Annotated in this window: 15 protein-coding genes; all 15 read right to left on the reverse strand. The window is 33.5% G+C overall.

Annotated elements, in window-relative coordinates:
• Positions 1-3: 3 nt before the first annotated feature.
• Positions 4-2301, reverse strand: coding sequence for a LamG domain-containing protein (locus tag VK91_RS00250; protein ID WP_048389738.1), 2298 nt, complete (start codon positions 2299-2301; stop codon positions 4-6).
• A gap of 43 nt (positions 2302-2344) precedes the next feature.
• Entirely contained in the window at positions 2345-3277 is a 933-nt protein-coding gene (locus VK91_RS00255) for a LamG domain-containing protein (protein WP_048389739.1), read from the reverse strand.
• A 1-nt stretch (position 3278) separates the two neighbouring features.
• Positions 3279-4481, reverse strand: coding sequence for a discoidin domain-containing protein (locus VK91_RS22230; RefSeq protein WP_053075660.1), 1203 nt, complete (start codon positions 4479-4481; stop codon positions 3279-3281).
• 53 nt (positions 4482-4534) lie between these two features.
• Positions 4535-5887, reverse strand: a complete 1353-nt coding sequence (locus tag VK91_RS00265; protein ID WP_048389740.1) for a discoidin domain-containing protein — start codon at positions 5885-5887, stop codon at positions 4535-4537.
• A 15-nt stretch (positions 5888-5902) separates the two neighbouring features.
• Positions 5903-6568 (reverse strand): discoidin domain-containing protein, encoded by a 666-nt coding sequence (locus VK91_RS00270; RefSeq protein WP_048389742.1) that lies wholly within the window; start codon positions 6566-6568, stop codon positions 5903-5905.
• Complete coding sequence (locus tag VK91_RS00275; protein ID WP_048389743.1) at positions 6568-8268, reverse strand: hypothetical protein; 1701 nt, start codon at positions 8266-8268, stop codon at positions 6568-6570. The genes VK91_RS00270 and VK91_RS00275 overlap by 1 nt, the downstream gene beginning before the upstream one ends.
• Complete coding sequence (locus VK91_RS00280) at positions 8261-9340, reverse strand: hypothetical protein (RefSeq protein ID WP_048389744.1); 1080 nt, start codon at positions 9338-9340, stop codon at positions 8261-8263. Before VK91_RS00280 ends, VK91_RS00275 begins: the two co-directional genes overlap by 8 nt.
• Before the next feature lie 17 nt (positions 9341-9357).
• Positions 9358-9693 (reverse strand): hypothetical protein, encoded by a 336-nt coding sequence (locus VK91_RS00285; protein ID WP_048389745.1) that lies wholly within the window; start codon positions 9691-9693, stop codon positions 9358-9360.
• 21 nt (positions 9694-9714) lie between these two features.
• Entirely contained in the window at positions 9715-10314 is a 600-nt protein-coding gene (locus VK91_RS00290; protein WP_048389746.1) for a hypothetical protein, read from the reverse strand.
• 119 nt (positions 10315-10433) lie between these two features.
• Positions 10434-11183 carry a hypothetical protein gene (locus VK91_RS22235; RefSeq protein WP_053075661.1) on the reverse strand — a complete coding sequence of 250 codons (750 nt, stop codon included), beginning with the start codon at positions 11181-11183 and terminating at the stop codon, positions 10434-10436.
• A gap of 67 nt (positions 11184-11250) precedes the next feature.
• Positions 11251-12399, reverse strand: a complete 1149-nt coding sequence (locus VK91_RS00300; protein WP_048389747.1) for a hypothetical protein — start codon at positions 12397-12399, stop codon at positions 11251-11253.
• Positions 12400-12425: 26 nt separating this feature from the next.
• Entirely contained in the window at positions 12426-12911 is a 486-nt protein-coding gene (locus tag VK91_RS00305) for a PAAR domain-containing protein (protein ID WP_048389748.1), read from the reverse strand.
• An 11-nt stretch (positions 12912-12922) separates the two neighbouring features.
• Entirely contained in the window at positions 12923-16735 is a 3813-nt protein-coding gene (locus VK91_RS00310; protein WP_048389749.1) for a phage tail spike protein, read from the reverse strand.
• Between the two features lie 11 nt (positions 16736-16746).
• Positions 16747-17385, reverse strand: a complete 639-nt coding sequence (locus VK91_RS00315; RefSeq protein WP_048389750.1) for a hypothetical protein — start codon at positions 17383-17385, stop codon at positions 16747-16749.
• Between the two features lie 11 nt (positions 17386-17396).
• The gene (locus tag VK91_RS00320) at positions 17397-18053 is read right to left on the reverse strand and encodes a hypothetical protein (protein ID WP_048389751.1); all 657 of its coding nucleotides are present in this window, start codon (positions 18051-18053) and stop codon (positions 17397-17399) included.

The raw sequence follows: 18053 nt of genomic DNA on the forward strand, positions 1-18053 counted from the left end.
TGATTAGGCTTTGTCTGCTCTCACGATAATGTCAAATGAACCGTTAGCGTCAGGCGTTGAACCTAATTCAGTTTTTAATCGAATGAAGAATGACATTTCTTCGTTGTTTTTTAGTACACTACCTAGTTTTAAATCAGGTTGTGGCATAAAAGGAGATTGACTTGTACTAAATTCTATAGTCATACCTGTAGGGAAATTAGATTTGTTAGTATACAAGTGAATATCCTTAATGGCATAACCATATTGGTTTTTAAGAATAACCTCATGTTCAATTGTAGTTTGACCTGCAATAATGACACCAAAATCAAGGTATTGAAGTACCTCACCAATCTCACTTGAGTAGTATTGACCATAAATATCTTTGAACATAAGACCTGAGTATGTTCCCATGAATTGAGTTGACCAATAATCAGTAGTACCAAAGAAATCTTGGAACTCTACTTTAAGTGTGTTCCAATCTTCAATTCTAATATCTTTACTGCCAATGGCTAATTCGAAATTCTGAGGCGATTCACCTAGTTTAGTAAAGCTTCCATCAGCAGGGTAGTAGTAGGCGTTGTTTAGTAATACACGATATTGAACACGCGTTAAATCATCATCACTCAAAATTCCTTTAAGAACATTAGCATCAAATGAAATATCAATCTTAGCAGTTGTGTTTAAAATGTATAGGCTTATATTCTTAATAATTGTAGTGTCACGAGGAAGATAGTCTTCAAATGAAATTTCTTCAACAATGGTTTTGATGGTGTCACGAAGATTGTCTACAATGAACATACCGATATTGATATATTCACTAGTCCATGTGCGCCATTGCATGTCAGTGATATTGTTCAACTCTTTGTAAGTCATACCATTTAACATGATTTTTTGTGTATTTGAAGCATCAGCAACAACGAATCTCTTATCGTTTTTGTTCCATACATACCATTTATCAGGTGTTTCTCCACCGATAAAGTAACGAGCTTCATCACGATATGATTGAGAAATATCATTCACAAACACATCATCTAAAGAGCCATATAAACGTTTAGGGTTAACTAGTTTAACGAATTGAGGTTGTGGTATTGCTTTCATATCAAGAACTCTCTGAGCAGTCTCAGGGGCTTCATCTGTCCATGTCACAACTTCAAAATCACCTTCAAGTTCATCTATAGGCGACCAATTAGCTTCAAGGATTAAATCAGCATTTGTTACAGTTTCATCATCTGTGTAGTAAAGAACCTCAACACTTTCACCAAATTCATCATAAATATCAAATGGCTCAACATTTGTTGATACGATAATATCATCATTTGTTTCAGTGTAGATTGCTACAGTAGGTAACTCACCAATATAGTCATAGACACTATAAGGTTCAACAACTGTTTCTACAGCAATATTAGAAGTGTCTGAATCAGTGTAGTAAATAGCTTGAGCAGAATCACCTAGTAAATCTTGTGATTTAAATCTATCTTTGTTTAATACAACAGAAGTGAATTGCTTATCTTGAAAGTCAGACCACATAATTACTGATTTATCTCCTGTTAACTCTTTCCATTGTTTTTCTGTAATATGGTTTAGATTGTTCATACCATATTGGATGAAGTTTTCTTCTGTTGGTGTTGTTAATTTCCATGAAGTGCCATCGTGGTATTTGTAATCACCATTATGTTCAACTAAATATTTATCAGGAATAGGGGAGATTACTCTGTCATAGATTTCAATTGAGTCTAACTCTCCTTTAAAATATCCAGAAGTAGATAATCTTGTCGGTAATCTTCCTACAGTAAAAAGACCATTAGTTGGAACATATGAATACCCTAAACTACCTTCCACCAATGAGCTTTTCATATTGTCAACATAAACTTTAAACAAGCCTTGTTCATTCCAAGTTACTAGAATGTCATACCATTTATCAATTTGTACTGAGTTTGGCGAAGTTATCTGTAAATCCCAAACTTTGCTTGTTGATATACCAACATTCAGCTTCATGTCTACACTAAACCAAATTTGAAAACCCATACCTGCTGAATTTCTGTTGCTAAAAATTATTTGAGGGTCTGTGTTAGTCTTAGGCTTAACTTTCAATCTAACGCTTCCTACTGAGCTATTTATAACAGGATTATTAAACTCTACATACTGATTAGTTCCATTAAAACTCATTGCATAACCTTGACCATTCCAACCTGTCACACGAGTAGGAGCATTATTTAAAGCTCCTGTGTAACCACCAATTGAATCCATTACATTACCACTAGGTTCATCAAAACCGATAAAGGCTTTACCATACTTACTTAAATTATCTTTTGTATTAGCCATTGTATTGACCTCCAATATTTTTCCATATTAAAAGGACAACCTTTTAATAGTTGTCCTTAAACATTGCTGTTTTAAAATCAGTACCAATAGGAATTGTAAACATTCTACCTTTTCCTAGTGGAGTTTTATTGTTACTTACTATTTCATACTCAGTGGTAGGTTTAGTGAAATCAATTGGTTGGCTATCAACTGCTGAATCAATCTCTTTTACAATTCCACCTTGAGCTAACAACATATATTCTGCTGTGTTAGGAATCTCTTTCACACGAGTTGAAGTAGGGGATAAAACAAGGTTTTTATTGTCTGTTGTTTTGACTACTAAACGTTTTTGAGTGAAATCAGAAGGGGAGAGAGCTTTGTTGTAGATTTGTAAATCATCAATTTGACCATTTAAAAATCTTCCTGCTTGACTATAAAAGGAGGATGCATTTAATAATCCAAGAGGGTTTGTTGCATTAAAAATAGTGGTTGATAAAACAGTACCATACAACTTTTCGTCTACATATATTGACACTAGTTTATTAGAATTTTTTGAAATAATAATGTCATGCCATTTGTTATCCAAAATTCCGTAAATATCTATATAACAATTTATTGTTGCTCCATTAGTAGTAGCTTCTACATATCGAACAGAATCAGTCATTGTTGCTAAAGTAAAACCATAATTAGCATTAGTTGTACCCATATGAACATTACCTAAGAAATAAGAACCTGCCGAAGTATTAGGTAATGCTTTAATTTTGAATCTTATGGTAAATATTTCATTGGGTATAATATTTTTATTAAAAACTACATATTGATTTGTCCCATTGGATTGAATTGAGCTACCTCCACCATTCCAACCACCAACTCTTGTAGCTCCTGTAACTGTGCCAACGTATCCATTGTCTAATTTATCATATACATTTCCACTTACTTCATCAAAGCAAAACCAAGCAACACCAAATTGTTCCATTAATTGCTCTGTAGTTGCCAAATTAAATCTCCTCTCTCTTAAAACCATATTGAATTTCACCTATGGAAACATCTGTTCCGTGTCCATTGTTCTCTAAAATCTCTACCTTGTAGTAAGAAAACTTTTCATTGTTGTTGAAGCTATATTCTCTTAATTCATTAGCAGTCCAATTAGTTTGATTTGTAAATGCTCCCAAGATAACGAAATTCACTCCATCTTTAGAACCTAGAATATTGAAGTTTTTTGGTGCGGCAGTCAGATTACTAACAATAGAAATGTTTACTCTATTCGCAATAACACCTTTTCCAAAGTCAATCTGAATCCAACCTGTTCTACTGTTACTTGTCATCCAACTGTCATTACCAGTAGTTCCTCTCGTTCCATTAAAAGCTTTGTAAGGGGAGAAAGAAGTATAAGTGCTACTAGCACTTGCAACTAAGGGTGTTGGCGCTGTGTTAGAAGTCATATTGGTTTCATACCATACATCATTAGGTAGAACAATAGATACTACACCTTCTTCCCTAAGTTCTTTAATACTCAAAGTATTAATTTTACCAATATCATGTGTGAACACTTTTCCACTTGCATTAGCAACAGGTGTGTCATTAAAATATCTATGCTTAGTAAAAGGCACATCTAATTGAATATATTCACCTTTCTCAATACCATACTCAATAATACTTTCAGTTGTATTGTCAGGAAGGTGAATGAGGGTTCTGTCTGATAGAGAGTATTGTGTGTCTTTTGTTAGATTTTTAATTATCATTTTTTTAAGTGGTTTTATTTCTTTATATGGTTTAATTTCACCGTTACTATCTATATCAATTGCATCTAAATAAAAAGTTGCTCCTGCTTGTATGCTTAATCCTTTTATTTTAACAAAGTGTTCCTTGTTCTCTAATCCGACTTTTTCATAAACAAGACATTTCCAGATAACTCCACTTGCAACCTCTGTATATTGCTCCTCTACGCCATCAATAAATATACTAATTTTAGGCGCTCTATAAGCAGAGGTGTTAACTACAGATATAATCCTCAGCTTAGTTCCGACGAAGTTAAAGGTTGCTTCTGACAGAGTTCCTTCTTTGAATTCTGAATAACTACTGCCATAAGCACTTCCACTACTAAGAGTGTTGAAGGTTGTTTTAGATATATTCGAATTGGTGTCGTCAATTCTTTGCCATCCACTTTCGGGTTGAAGTAGTTGCTGTCCAATTGTTGCCATTATAAATCATTCCTTTCTTATTGTATTAAGAAAAATCAAAATAAAACTCAGCACTAATTAAAACTAATGCTGAGTGGTTTTTTATCTACTTTTTTTATCCAAAGACCTTGCTCATTCTCTGTAACGGTATCATCTTGTAAGATGTAATTTTTAGTAGCTATTGGTTCATTTAGATTTAATAGCTCATTTTGACCATATTCAATGAAGTTTTCTTGTGAACACTTAGGCAAGTCAATTATAGTGTTTCCTTTATATCCAAATTGCAATTCTCCAATAGCACTATAACTACTAAATCCGTCATTCGAAATCACTGTTAGCCTATATATACGATATTTTTTAGCGTTATTAAATGTAATCATACGTGTTTCATTCAATGCCCAATTTGTTTGTCCTGTAATATTTGCTATTACATCAAAAGTTAAACCATCATTTGATGCACTTATTGTAAAATCCTTTGGACAAGCATTGGCTGTACTTCCTGACCTAGAAGTAAGTTTTATTTGATTACAGTATTTAGGAGAGCCGAAGTCTAGTTGAATCCAACCTTCTATAGAACCACCAACTGTTATCCAACAATCATTACTATCAACATTTGTTCCATTAAATGCTTTCCAAGCTTGATAAGTAGAATTCCAAATACTGCTAGCGCTTGCTACTAAAGGAGAGGGGGATGCATCACTTGTCATTTTTGTTTCATACCAAGTATCAACTTGTTTATCAAATGAATATGTTTTATTGTTAGAGTGAAGTAGTATTCTCTTTTCTTTGAAGTAATATGTCATAACATTAAACACTTCAATGTCTGACAAAGTGGATTCCCAAATAATAATATCATCATAAGAGCCATATACTTTTGTAGTTGAATTAAAGTTACCATTAACATAACAAGTTGAAAAATTGAGTCCTATATCATGCGTTTGATTCACAGATTTAATTAGCTTACCATTGAGGTAGATTTGATATGTTCCATTAAGAGCAGTGAGAGCAAGATGTACCCATTCGCCTACTTTTAAGAATACACCACTGTTTTCTACTTGATGGACTGAGCCATTGAAGTAGTAGAGTCCAACTTCCTTACTAGCTGATACTGCAATATGCACACTTCGAGCAGAACCATTTGTAATACCTAGTATTGCAGTTTCCCAAGAAAGAGGGGTAGTCTTACCAAATGAATCAAGCTTATAGAGAGCAGATATTGTAAAATTTTTGTTGCTTGATAAAACACTTCTACAATAAATACCTTGAGAACTAGCACTTACTTTTCTTGCTGACCCTTTGTTATCAAGAGAAGTATCTAAAGTGGAAGAAGTAATGGCGTTTAATCCATTACCACTACTATCTTGCAATGTTGTTGAGACAGCTTCATCCATCAACCACCTTGCTTTGTAACCTTCTTTTATTTTCATTATCTCACCTCATTTTCAATTAAAACTAATACTTGTTGGTTTTTTATCTAGTTTTTGTATCCAAAGTCCTTGTTCTTTTAGAGTGTCTGTATCCTGTAGCATGTATCTTTTGTTTTTATAGGTGCTTTGTAGTTGAACACTAGAAATAGTGAAATCTTTATAAGCCTTTATGTTTTTTGCTTCATACAAATAATCATCTACAAAAAAGTATTTAATTTCACCTAGAAATGGCATGTTTGTTTGAGGTATATAAAAGTAAAAATATCTGTGTTTTACTGTAGAGTCAAAGAATAGTTTTTGCGTTGCTCCACTACCTAGATTTAATGAAGTGAAATTTTTTATAGTGGTAAAATCTGTGCCATTGTTAGAGCCTGACACATTAATTCCACTTATAGAGGTATTTCCTCCATGAGTTAAGTAGATGCCACTTACTTCTTTTTCCTCCCCAAAATCAAAAGTTAGTCGAAGTTGTGTTCCTGCCCCACTACTACCTGTTCTAACATATGTGCTATTATTTCCATCGAAAGCTAAATAGGGTGGATAAGTAGAATTGGCGTTTGAATTAAATACTCTTAAAGGAGAAGGAGCAGTATTAGAGGTCATTTTTGTTTCGTAAATAATTTCTTCTTCTAAAACAGCATAAAATTTACTATTTTTTTTGTAGAGAATAGCTCCTGCCACTATTTCACCTCAGTTCTGATACTTCTAATATCAAAATATTTCTTTAAATCTATAGTTTTATTAAATACTTTTCCTATTTCACCAACACCTAAAATCTCACTTTTATCTATCATTGACATAGGCTCTAATGTTGTAACTTTGCGGTCAAGCAAAGGAGAGAGATTATCCATCCCCTGCTCTAAGAATTGGGAAGAAGAGAGAGTGGTAGACACTGTTGACCAATGAGGTTTGACTTCTGGCTTTCCGTCAGATAACTTTTCATAAAATCCTATTTCATAAAAATCGCTATATAGCGATTCGGTGGGAGCTTTAGCTAGTTTTATTCGATATGCTATATACTCTTTATCATTACTAAAGTAAAAAGTCTTATTTTCCGATGCAGTAAAAGTGTAATTAACTGCATGTAAATCCTCCCACACTCCATCTGCTCCATTAGTGGTATCTGTCGAACCTTGAAATCTCCAATTTGAAATTGAATATGCTAGACTTCCTATTTGTATGCTATAAGCATTAATCTTTTTAGGAATAGTAAATTTATATCCTATGAATCCATCTCTGTTATTACTTTCTGCTAGAGTATTTACCTGTCTATCAAATGCATAGCTAGCTCTGTAGCTGTCCGAAGTTTGTGTGTCTATAAAAGCCAATCCACTAGGATTTGTATTAGTAGTCATTATCGGGATGGTATTCTCACTATAAATATCTACAGTCGCATCTTGTTGAGGATTCCACTTTTTATACTCACCCTCATGTAAAATAAGTGTTTTATCAGTTATCAAACTCTTAACATATTGTAGGTTTGGATATTTCCCTTCTTTTATATCCCATATATTTCCATTCCAGCCTGTGTAAGTTGCTGGGCTTTTAAGCTCTATTGTGGTTTTACCTGTCCCTCTGTCAGAACTAGAAATCAAGGTAGAATTATAAAAACAATCTGTAAATGTGTTTCCTGTATAACCAGATATCTCTCTTGTGAAACCATTTACAGGAGGTGTGCTTACACTAGTATATAAATATTCAGTAATAGCTATATTATTATTAAACTTACTGTTGCTACCAGCTATCGAACCGCAAAAACCACTCACATTACCATTTGACCCTATGCATTCTAGAGCGTGAGCAATATTGTTCGAGATGTTTCCTCCGTTTATTCTTCCTGCCATAGTTCCTATATCAGAATTACTCCCTTTTATTTTGGCATTTTTTATAGAGCAGGAATTCATATTTACTGAATTCATCAATCCTGCCATACCACCAACGAAAGAAGTGCCTTCTATGATAGGATTCTCTATGACAACATTCACAAAAGAGCTTACTCCTGTGCTATAGCCTACAATTGTCCCTGTTCTATCTCGTCCTTTGACTACAGGATTTCTTAAAATAACATTGCTTATTGTTGACGAATTTAAATAAGCGAAAAGTCCAGAATATTGTTCTTCGAAATTTATAAATAGATTATTGATTGTTTTGTTATTACCCATAAAAGTCACAACATCATATGTCGCTGTTGATTTTAATGGTACAAAACCTACTCCTTCGTTATAAGGTGCGATATTCATATCAATATTATTAACTAGCTTAAAATATTTTCTAGCTGTTCCTGCCAAAACATTTCTAATAGCATTAATATCATGAGCATCCTCGATTAAATATGGACTCTGTTCTGTTCCATTTCCTCCGCCAAACAACCCATTAGCCATCAGTTTTCGCCTCCATTCTATCAATTCTTAACCACTCATCACGAGTAATTTTCTTTCTGTGTAAGCTACCTGTGTCTGACCAAGTTGAATCTAATTCTTTATCAAAAGTGTAATCACGTTTAAGACTCAGAGAAGTTGTACCACTTTCATAGAAATCTAGTTCTCCTACACCTGTATAAGTTGCATATCCATTATTTGAAGACCATTTAATCCTAAAGGCGTGATACATTGAGTTATTCGATATTTCGTATACATTATCTGTATTAACTGTAGTCCAAGTTTGATTTGTCTGAGTGTCTAGGTCAACCCATGTCCCATTTAGACCATCTGTAGTGTCATTGCTTCCTTGAAAAATCCAGTTATTAGGCATACTGCTCAATTTAGTAGAACCCGACATACTTCTTATTTTGTACTTATTAACCCTTTTTTTACTATTGAAATAAAACCCTAGAATACCTGTTATAACTCCACTTTTTGTGACATAGCCCTCAGATGCATCTGCTTTGTCAAAAGCTTTCCAAGTTGCAAAAGTAGCTGAAAACTCTGTCTCAGAAAAAGCAAAACCTTCTGGGGAAGATTTATTTGAAGTTAATTTAGGTACAATATAACTACCTGCTTTAGCATCTTTTACCTCAAGAAACTCATTGATATTAAAATCACTTTTCGCAATAATAAAAGTATCCGATACAAACCCTGCAAACAGGTCAATTCTTACCTGAATATACTGTTTTGTATCAGATTGAATTGTTCCATCAAGAGCGATAGGTGTCCAATCAGACCAATCAATGTTATTTGATGAAACCCTTGTTAATACAGCGAATGAGCTTGAACCATTTACTACACTGTCAGTAAACACTTTATCAAAGTCTTGAAAAATATCTCCTAAATCAACAACATCAGAAGTCCAAGAGCCTTGCTCAACATAAATAGGGTTTCCTTGTCCATCTACATCAATATCTACTAGCTCTAAATAACCTGTGTCCTTATTGATTTTTGTTCTATCATGAGTTCCTGAAACACCAATAGACAATCCTATTTCTTTCTTCTCTGTATTTCCACCTATAATAGCCATATGAACATGCTCCTTTCTTAAATATTAATTATGTTGCCATCTTGCCTATCTCCTGTATCAATAGATTCAATTCCACCAATAAAAGTGACGAAACTACCACTTACATTTGTAAATGAATTGTCTAATAATAGAACAATCAGCTTTGAGTTTTTGGGAGATTTTTTAATCTCTCCAATTTTGGCGTTTAAACCCTTGTTGGCAAGATTTTCTACTAGCTTCTCAAGTGAGTATTTTCCTGTTTCTATTGTGTGAGCTTTCTCAGTTGAAGACTCAAATAAAGATAATTTGTTGTTTGAAGTTGTTATTTCTAAGGAATCGGTTTTATCAGGAAGACGCAACCAAAATCTTTTCATTAGGTGTTTCCTCGCTTTCTATTATTTGATAGTCCAATTCAATTGACCTGCTTTATTAACCTCTAATGGGGCAGGGAAGCGTTCTATTTCAATCCCTCTATGTTTGAACACTAAATGACCATTCATAGATTTATTGGAAGTTAGTTTAACCTCAATAAAAGGACTGTTGTTTTCTAAAGGAAGTGAGACAATAGGTTGGAAGAACAATTGAACTTCTTCTTTTTCATATTTTGTTTTGTAGCCAAAGTTAATTGACTTTATGCTTGATTTCTGAATACCTTGAACATTGTTGTAGTCAGCATAAGCTTCTTTATATGTTATAAGGTCTTTGTCTGCGAAGTTTGTTGTTAAATGATATACCTCTGAATTTTCATCAATATACTCGATTTCAATTCTTTTGCCATTTAAACTAAATGAACCGTCTGCCATTTCAAAATAGAGTTTCATTCCTTGACCAAACAAACCAAAACGAATGACCTGATTTCTCTGAATTAAATAAAAATCATTTTTCTTATGCGTAAGTAGGTCATACTCAGCATAGTTTTTACCATTTGCATAATCAGCGTTCCAGTTAAAGGGAATACCAATTGCTTGAATATTTCTTGAATCTGCGAATAACATTTTTATCAATCTCCTTCATTGCATTGAAGTTTTTCTTTTAATAAATCCAAAAAATAGGGTAGGGGAGAAACCTCCCTTACCCTGTGAAACCAATATTTTATTTCTGAAATATGTTACTTTTACACGTAACGATAAGAAACACGTTGGATTAACAGGTTTTTACCTGCCGAAGCGTTGATAGGAACATCTGCATACACAGAAATTTGAACAAAATTACCACCTGCTAGGTGAGCATTTTTTCCATCAACATCTGTGTTATTAGCGAAACCTAAAATCTCTTTAGCGTTAGGTTTTTGGTCGATTTTTATTGCTACATATTCTACTGATGAACCATCAAATACAGGCTTTCCTTCATCAGTTGCCCATGTTGGTTGTGTATTGTCTGTAGTACCTGCTTTAGTTACTTTGTAAATGAACCCGTTAGCTACTGTTGGTTGAACGTAAGTGTCTAATGTCAAAGCTTTAGAAGCTGACCAAACTTGAGCAGTAGAAGCGTTCACATTTCTTGTAGTACCTGTTGTTCCTAAATCTTTTGTGCCACTTAGGTTTTTAGGGCTGAAACCACTTTTACCAACAGGAAGGAACGATTGTTCATTTAAACTGTCTACACGAACGTTGAACCAGTTATCTCTAACAGCTTCAACAATTGTCCCTACGCTACCATCCCCGCCTTGACGGTCACGAGTAGTAAATGTTACTTCTTCCATCTTAGAGCAATCTTCCGTACCACCACGATTGTTCCAAATGTAGAAGATTTTAGTAGGTGATTGAGAGTCAGCGTCAATAGTACCGTAGTTTACTGTTGTTTTTACTTCTGCTGATTTTGTATTTGAACCTTCATACCATGATACTTCAGGTGTTTTTGCCATAATTAAATTCCTTCTTTCTCATAAATTGTTATAGGATATATTGATAATATTGAAACCTTAAATAGGATCATTTTAATGCTACTTTTACATTCAAAGATAAATTTTGTGCATCAACAGAAAAAGAAGGGATGTATAGTCTAAACACATCTCCCTTCCTCACTGTACTGTTTATTAACGTATATGCTTGATTATTAAAATAACTATCTTCATCAATTATTATTGGACTATCTGTAATATCCAGCCAATCTTTGAAGTTTGAAGATTTTTGTATTTGAATAGGGGTGGACTGTAAACCCTTAATAGAAATGGATGCCCTAACATCAATAATTTCTCCGTCCCAGTCAAATACTACATGTGGATCTTGAATTCCTTGTAAAATATCTTTCGGAATAATGAAAACGATTGTTTTCTCATTTACAAATTCAGTTATATTTTGAAGCTTTACGAAGTGTTCTTTACTCATTAATCCATTTATTACTTCATTGGCCAATGGAATATTCCCACCCAAGGCATCTATAGGGATCCATGCCTTTCCATTCCATCTATAACGTATACCTGTATCATAAGCCTGTGTAGTCCATCCAACTTCAGGATAGGGGAATTTTTTAGCAATTTCATTATATGTATTAACGAAGGGCTGATAAATTAAGACGGTTGTTTCGTAAGCATCTTTTACTAACTCTGTTGCTTCACTGGCATTTTGAGTGGCAATTAAAGCTTGGTCTGTAGCATGGTTAGATTCATTAATAGCTATTACAAGCTTTTTTAAATATACTTCATAGTGATCTGTTCTATCTATTAACTCTTGAACCTGAGCTTTGCTTTTTTCAATAATCTCATGAAGTGTCTCGGTAGATTCGGTGCCATCATAGTGTACAATTCGAGTAGAAGGGTAGAGGATTACCCCTCTTCCTTTATAAACGATCGATATTGTTTCTGCTTCTTTAATCGTATGAAAATAAACAAAACCATTGGTATAGTCTACGTAAAATTCATTTTTTGCTAAGTTGTGCTTCTTGAACTTTTCATAATTAATTTCAAACATACCTGAAATTCTAACCTTAAACATCTCATCGGGAATTTCTAATAGAAAAACACGTTGATTGACAACACGTGCGATATCAAGCCGATCGATGTATGGGTCGTTTGGTGTTCCTTTCCGCCAAACGATATGAATGGGATTATTAAATTCTAAATAATTGATAGGTAGCGACAATTTTCTCACCTCCTTTCTAAGGGAAATTAATTGGCAAACACATTAGTAGATCCTTCTTGGATAGAGGCTGTTGAGTTTGCATGTGTCCTAACAGGATCACCTTTTCTAGCAAGTTGTTTACCGTTCACAAATACTCCGACACTTCCTGTGCCTATAGATCCATTTGTACTAGAGTGTGCGCCACTGACATAAGTCCATCCACTTGGAACATTGTATGAATCTTTTTCTTGTGTTTTGGCCCCTGCAAATGCAACTTCCTTACCGTTTACAAAAACATTTGAGGCTCCTTCGCTAATTGTTCCTTCAATTGTTGCATCAATATTTTGATAGTCATAAGGTGAACTAGGCGGTATTTCTAAGCCATAGCAAACACCACCTGACCAAAATCCTGAGTAATACTGGCCATCTTTATATCCTGCAACACATTGAGGCTCATTAGGTTTACTAACTTTAACGTGGTTACTAGCAATAGAGCTACTTATCTTCTTACCTTTTACTGATACTTCAGGCATATTAACTCTCCTTAGTTAAGATCAATACGAGAACCGTTTAATTTAATGCCTGTTGCAGACATTGTAAATGTATTATTTCCGAATTTTATTTCTAATTGTGTGTTATTCATTGTAATACTGCCACTACCACCCTTAATAGATACTGTTCTAGGGGAGATAATTTCTATTGATTTTGTGCTCTCCGTGTTTAAATTAATTGAGTGTTTTTCACCAGTTTCATCCGTATATTCTGTAAAGAAACCTTGGGGTGTTTTATATTGTTTTGCCTTATTATTATTTGTATTATTTCCTGAACCACTACCCCAAATAGCGATTGGATAGGCTTGGGCACCTGAACCCTCAAAATACATTTCATATTTAACATTTTCTGAAGAGCCATTTTTTGTGATGAATTTTAAGAATTTTTGTTTAATATGAACGTAATTATCGGAGTCATTAGGATCGTATGTCCTTAATCTAGTAACCGTTAAATCGGAGATAAAACTATCATCTTCATCTAATCCTTCAAGAATAGACTCATCTAATTTACCATTCATTATGAACAGTTTTCGCGCGTATAAGTATCCATCCTTACTAATCCAAAATCTTGGCTCTGAATTGACATCAATCGCGATACCTTCATTAGCATTTAAGCGAATTTGCTCACGGTTATTCCCGTTAATAGTGATTCCTTCATCTTGGTCAAAGATGATTTTTTCCCCTAAGAAGCCATCTACGATTTTAAGATTGTGTGTAGTCATGTCTTTTGCATAAAGTCTTCCATCTGTACCTACATGAAATTTCTTTTCACCATTGACATAAATGGAGATAGCTTCATTAGCATTTAATCTTATTTCCTCTCCATTTCTACCAAAGATAGTGATACCGTCCAACCAATCGAAAGTAATTGCATCACCTAAGTCACCATCAACTATTCGTAGATTTTTCGTTACCAATCCTTCGGCATAAAGTGTACCATCTTCCCATGTAGAATCACCTAAAGTGGCAAATAATTTATTGGCCCATTTTCCATTTTCCCATTTCTGTAACGCAAGTCCGTTTGTAGCATTTAAATAAGCTCTATACTTCCCATCACTACGAACGGCAATAAAGCCAAAATCATTCATAATGAGATTGTTGTGATATCTTCCCATTGTGAGACCCGAATAGAATAAGGAATCCTCAATTTCTTGTCGTAGTCTAGTTGCTTCATCATAGTAGTTCTTAAATTTTTGCACAAAAATACCACGATTCTCAATTTGACTCGTGGATTCTGTAAGGGGGTCTGTCATATCAATATTTAAGTAAGAGGTTTCAGGGTAACCATTATTAATGATTTTGATAAAGCTGGACATGTAGTTCATTAACTCTAAATAAGCATTTTTAAGTGCACTTGTGGAATACCTGTCAGTGGTAGAGTAAACGGTAGGGAAGGATTGAGTTGCAGTATTAAAAGCACCATCAATATCTGTAGTGTTATCTCTTTCACTTCGTATGTATTTTTGTGCCTGTTGAAGAAGCAATTTATAGTCTGAGTGAATGTTATATAATTCTTTAATAAGCTCTAATTTTTCAAGCGTCGTTAATTTGCCATCAACTACAATCTTGTCTAATAAACCAAAATTGAAATAGTTATTTTCCGCATCCATTATGACTTCGTCTAGATTATTTACAATTTTAATATTCTCAGCTACCATTTTTCTAGAATAGAGAGTACCATCAGTATTAGCCCATAACACTTTTTTCCAATCGGCATTATCTTTTTTGCTAACAGAAAATCCTTCACAAGTTGTTAATGCAACCCTTGTTACATGATTCCAAGATACAAGTCCGTAGCATTCATTGTCCTGTGGAATGAGATTTCCGTTTTCATCTTTTCTATTATCAGAAACTAAGCCTAAATACATTGCTTCTTCGCCATATCGATTATAAATGGTTGTTCTGGAGCCTTGTGTTACCCATATGCCTGATTCATCTTCAATTACTAAATTAACACCAGAAATGATCTTCCCAAAAATACGCTCGCCAAAAATTCCATCCTTAGATATAGCATGTTTCCAAGACTCGCCATTATCATTAGTAATAGCCAAGAATCCATTTTGTATAACAAGCCAACTTAATGGATCTTCTAAATCTTTCACAATAATCCCACGTTCGCTTATCTCTATTTTCTGGTTGTAGCCAGCCATGACAGCGTTTTTTAATGCATCCCATTTATTGTTGATAATATCATTAATAGCACCGTTGTTTTTTTCAGACAAATTCCATTTCCACTTATCCATTTGAACAAGAGTAGAAGTATTACCGGCTTTATTAAGCTGTTCTAACCAATTATTGTTTTCATTAAACTCATTTTCGATAACAATAGAAATACTTTCATTTTCAAAATCATGTGTAATTTCAGTAATTTTGGCTTTTAAATTTACTTGTAATCTATCATATCGAACTCTTATAATATCGCCTAAACCTAACTTATCCCAATCATTTTGACACTCAACGATGGATTGAAAATCAATTAAATTCATATCTAATCTAATTTTAGGTTCTAAGTATTGTCTGAATACTTCTTTACCGTCTTCAATTAAGTCTTCATCATCAACAATTGAATCATTAGTATATTCTTTTTCTATTTCAAAATCTGATAACTCTGCTAATTGTTCAACAGTAAAGTTTTTTTCTCTTGCTAATTTTCCTTGTAAATCATGTAATTCATTTTCATATTCAGAAAGTTGATAATTTAAATCTCTAATAAAAGCTTCTTGATTCGATATCTCTAGCCTTTTAGCTTCTAATCTTTGGATAATATCTTGGTGTTTAGGGGTTGCGGATTGAAAGTTAGCATTTGATAAATCTAGTTCATCTTCAATGATGATTTTTTGTGTGTTCAAGGTATTTAGTTTCTGTTCTTCGGTTTGGATAATTGAATTTTGTGTAGTGACCATAGTAGTTAAATTGGTAAACTTCTCCGATAGGGTTTCAACCAGTGCTTGATAGTCTTCTAACGCCACACACAAACTATCCGTTAAATATTTTGAATGACTAACAACAAGTCCATTTTCACGTTTGAAAGGGTAGAGGTAGTACCTATAATCCTCTAGATATGATTGACCTGTAGGATTTAATCTATGTATTGATAAACCATCTTGACCATACACTTTTAAACGTGTGATTGTATCTATTGTGTTGGTCGCTAAATTAAAGGATTCTAAATACTTACCATCTCGTATGTAGAATCCTTTATCCTTACCAATATTTTCGGGTTTATAGAAATTGATTTCGTATTTTATCGAATCCCATACAATTAAAGCATTCCAAAGTTTTGCTAGGTCATAAATTATTTCTAATATATTATTTGAAGCTACCTCATAACTTCGATAAATTTCCTCGAAATAGCTGTCAACATAACCTAATTTCCATTTGGTATTTACAGAAGATAAAATTTCAGTAGTAATTTGGGACAAAGTTTTACTGACAGCTTCAAATTGTCTTATGTTTTTATCACTTAATTGAACACCTAGAGATAATGCAGTATAACTTATATATTCATCATCGCTATATGACTTACTTGATTCATTCATTAAAAAGTACTCAGTGATCTTCCCATATTTCAATTTGAAAAGGTATCTATTCTTTATTTTACCAATATTTGCATTATCGACAGGAACACCATCTTCCACTAGGACAGTGGGTATCTTAAATGAAAGTTCATTTAGTACTGAAATTTTGGTACTGTAACTGATATCATATGCCTCACTCATTCTGGCAATAGTTTTCTTATCAGGACTACATAAAAATATTCTTGCATCAACTGGTTTTAAATTGGAATCTATTTCACCTAATTTCAATAATATTCACCTCACTCCTGTAAAAAAACATATTGATGTCTAACATCCATATCGAAATCTCCTTTTCCTTTTAGGAGATTATGGCCAACCACTAACTCTAGGTACTCATCATTATGATCATCGTATCGATAAACACCTAGATGCTGCCTGTCAGAAACAATATCTTCATTTTCACAATCAATAAACACTTCTTCATTATCTATAAGGTTCTCTACAACTAATTTTTGATCGGTCATAATGTTGGTGATTTCTATAGTACCTTTTCCATTCTTTTTCTTAATCCAAAGTTTAGGTTTAATAGTGAAATCGCCTAAGTTTTCTAAGGATTCACAAGGGTCTAACGTGATAGAAAAAGATTGTACATATGGCTTTTCATTATCTTTTTGAGCATTTAGAACAATCTTATATCTAAAAATCAAACCATTTAAATCATATCCATCTAACAAATTGATATCACTGAAATTTATTGTTTTCCACTTGGTCCAATTCATGTAGTTGTAAGAGAGGGAATAAAAAAACTCTACTTGTTGATGATGTATGTTTATGATATTAGCAAGAATGGTTGTTAAATATTTTGAAGAAACGTTTGTAATTTCATAATACTTAGATATATAAGAGCCTGTTGAATTAATTAAAGAACCCCATTTCATTCTAAAAACTCCTATTCTATTTTTCCAAATGGTCTAAACTCACAATTTGTGCCGACCTTTTTCCAAATGATATTTTTTGCCTTCCTCCATACTACAGAATTATCAATAAATGTCGTATCGTTTTGAACTGAGGACCACTCAGGTTCAGAAGGGGAGGAGTAGCCTGCTGTCTCACAAATATAATAATATAACTTGCTTCCGTTAGTAGGGAATACTAAATCGCCTACCTCATAATTGAACTCGTTACGCCAGCTTTTTCCTGTTACTTCTGGGAATTCTTGATTGATGGAAGTGATGAAAGTAGGAGGGGTGGTTGAACTTTTACCATCGACCACACATTCATAAAGGCCACCATTATCTACAGGAGGCTTTATTAAATTGCCTATACTGTAACTTTTGTTAGGTATCCAATTCTTAGCTTGAATACCTTCTCTCGTGACAACCCATCCGATAAATGAACCAGAAGCAGGTTCCTTATTCCACAAAATATGACCAATTGGATAGTATTTATTATCACTTAGATCTTCAATAGATAGAGCAGAATCTTTTAAGTATTTTTCTAATTTGCTGAAATTTTTGCCATATTCAACAATGGTATCTTTTATATCATCATCTTCAAAAGAGGATTCAGTGGTAATATTTAATTTAAGCCCATTTGTTGTTTCCAT

It is taken from the genome of Lysinibacillus sp. LK3 (assembly GCF_001043675.1).
Lineage (GTDB): Bacteria > Bacillota > Bacilli > Bacillales_A > Planococcaceae > Lysinibacillus > Lysinibacillus capsici.

Excerpts from the sequence above, each read along its gene's own strand:
- VK91_RS00315 (WP_048389750.1), bottom strand. The coding sequence starts at position 17,385 with ATGAAATGGGGTTCTTTAATTAATTCAACAGGCTCTTATATATCTAAG.
- VK91_RS00280 (WP_048389744.1), bottom strand. The coding sequence starts at position 9,340 with ATGGCTATTATAGGTGGAAATACAGAGAAGAAAGAAATAGGATTGTCT.
- VK91_RS00305 (WP_048389748.1), bottom strand. The coding sequence starts at position 12,911 with ATGCCTGAAGTATCAGTAAAAGGTAAGAAGATAAGTAGCTCTATTGCT.
- VK91_RS00265 (WP_048389740.1), bottom strand. The coding sequence starts at position 5,887 with ATGAAAATAAAAGAAGGTTACAAAGCAAGGTGGTTGATGGATGAAGCT.
- VK91_RS00290 (WP_048389746.1), bottom strand. The coding sequence starts at position 10,314 with ATGTTATTCGCAGATTCAAGAAATATTCAAGCAATTGGTATTCCCTTT.
- VK91_RS00250 (WP_048389738.1), bottom strand. The coding sequence starts at position 2,301 with ATGGCTAATACAAAAGATAATTTAAGTAAGTATGGTAAAGCCTTTATC.
- VK91_RS00275 (WP_048389743.1), bottom strand. The coding sequence starts at position 8,268 with ATGGCTAATGGGTTGTTTGGCGGAGGAAATGGAACAGAACAGAGTCCA.
- VK91_RS00285 (WP_048389745.1), bottom strand. The coding sequence starts at position 9,693 with ATGAAAAGATTTTGGTTGCGTCTTCCTGATAAAACCGATTCCTTAGAA.
- VK91_RS22230 (WP_053075660.1), bottom strand. The coding sequence starts at position 4,481 with ATGGCAACAATTGGACAGCAACTACTTCAACCCGAAAGTGGATGGCAA.
- VK91_RS00320 (WP_048389751.1), bottom strand. The coding sequence starts at position 18,053 with ATGGAAACAACAAATGGGCTTAAATTAAATATTACCACTGAATCCTCT.
- VK91_RS22235 (WP_053075661.1), bottom strand. The coding sequence starts at position 11,183 with ATGGCAAAAACACCTGAAGTATCATGGTATGAAGGTTCAAATACAAAA.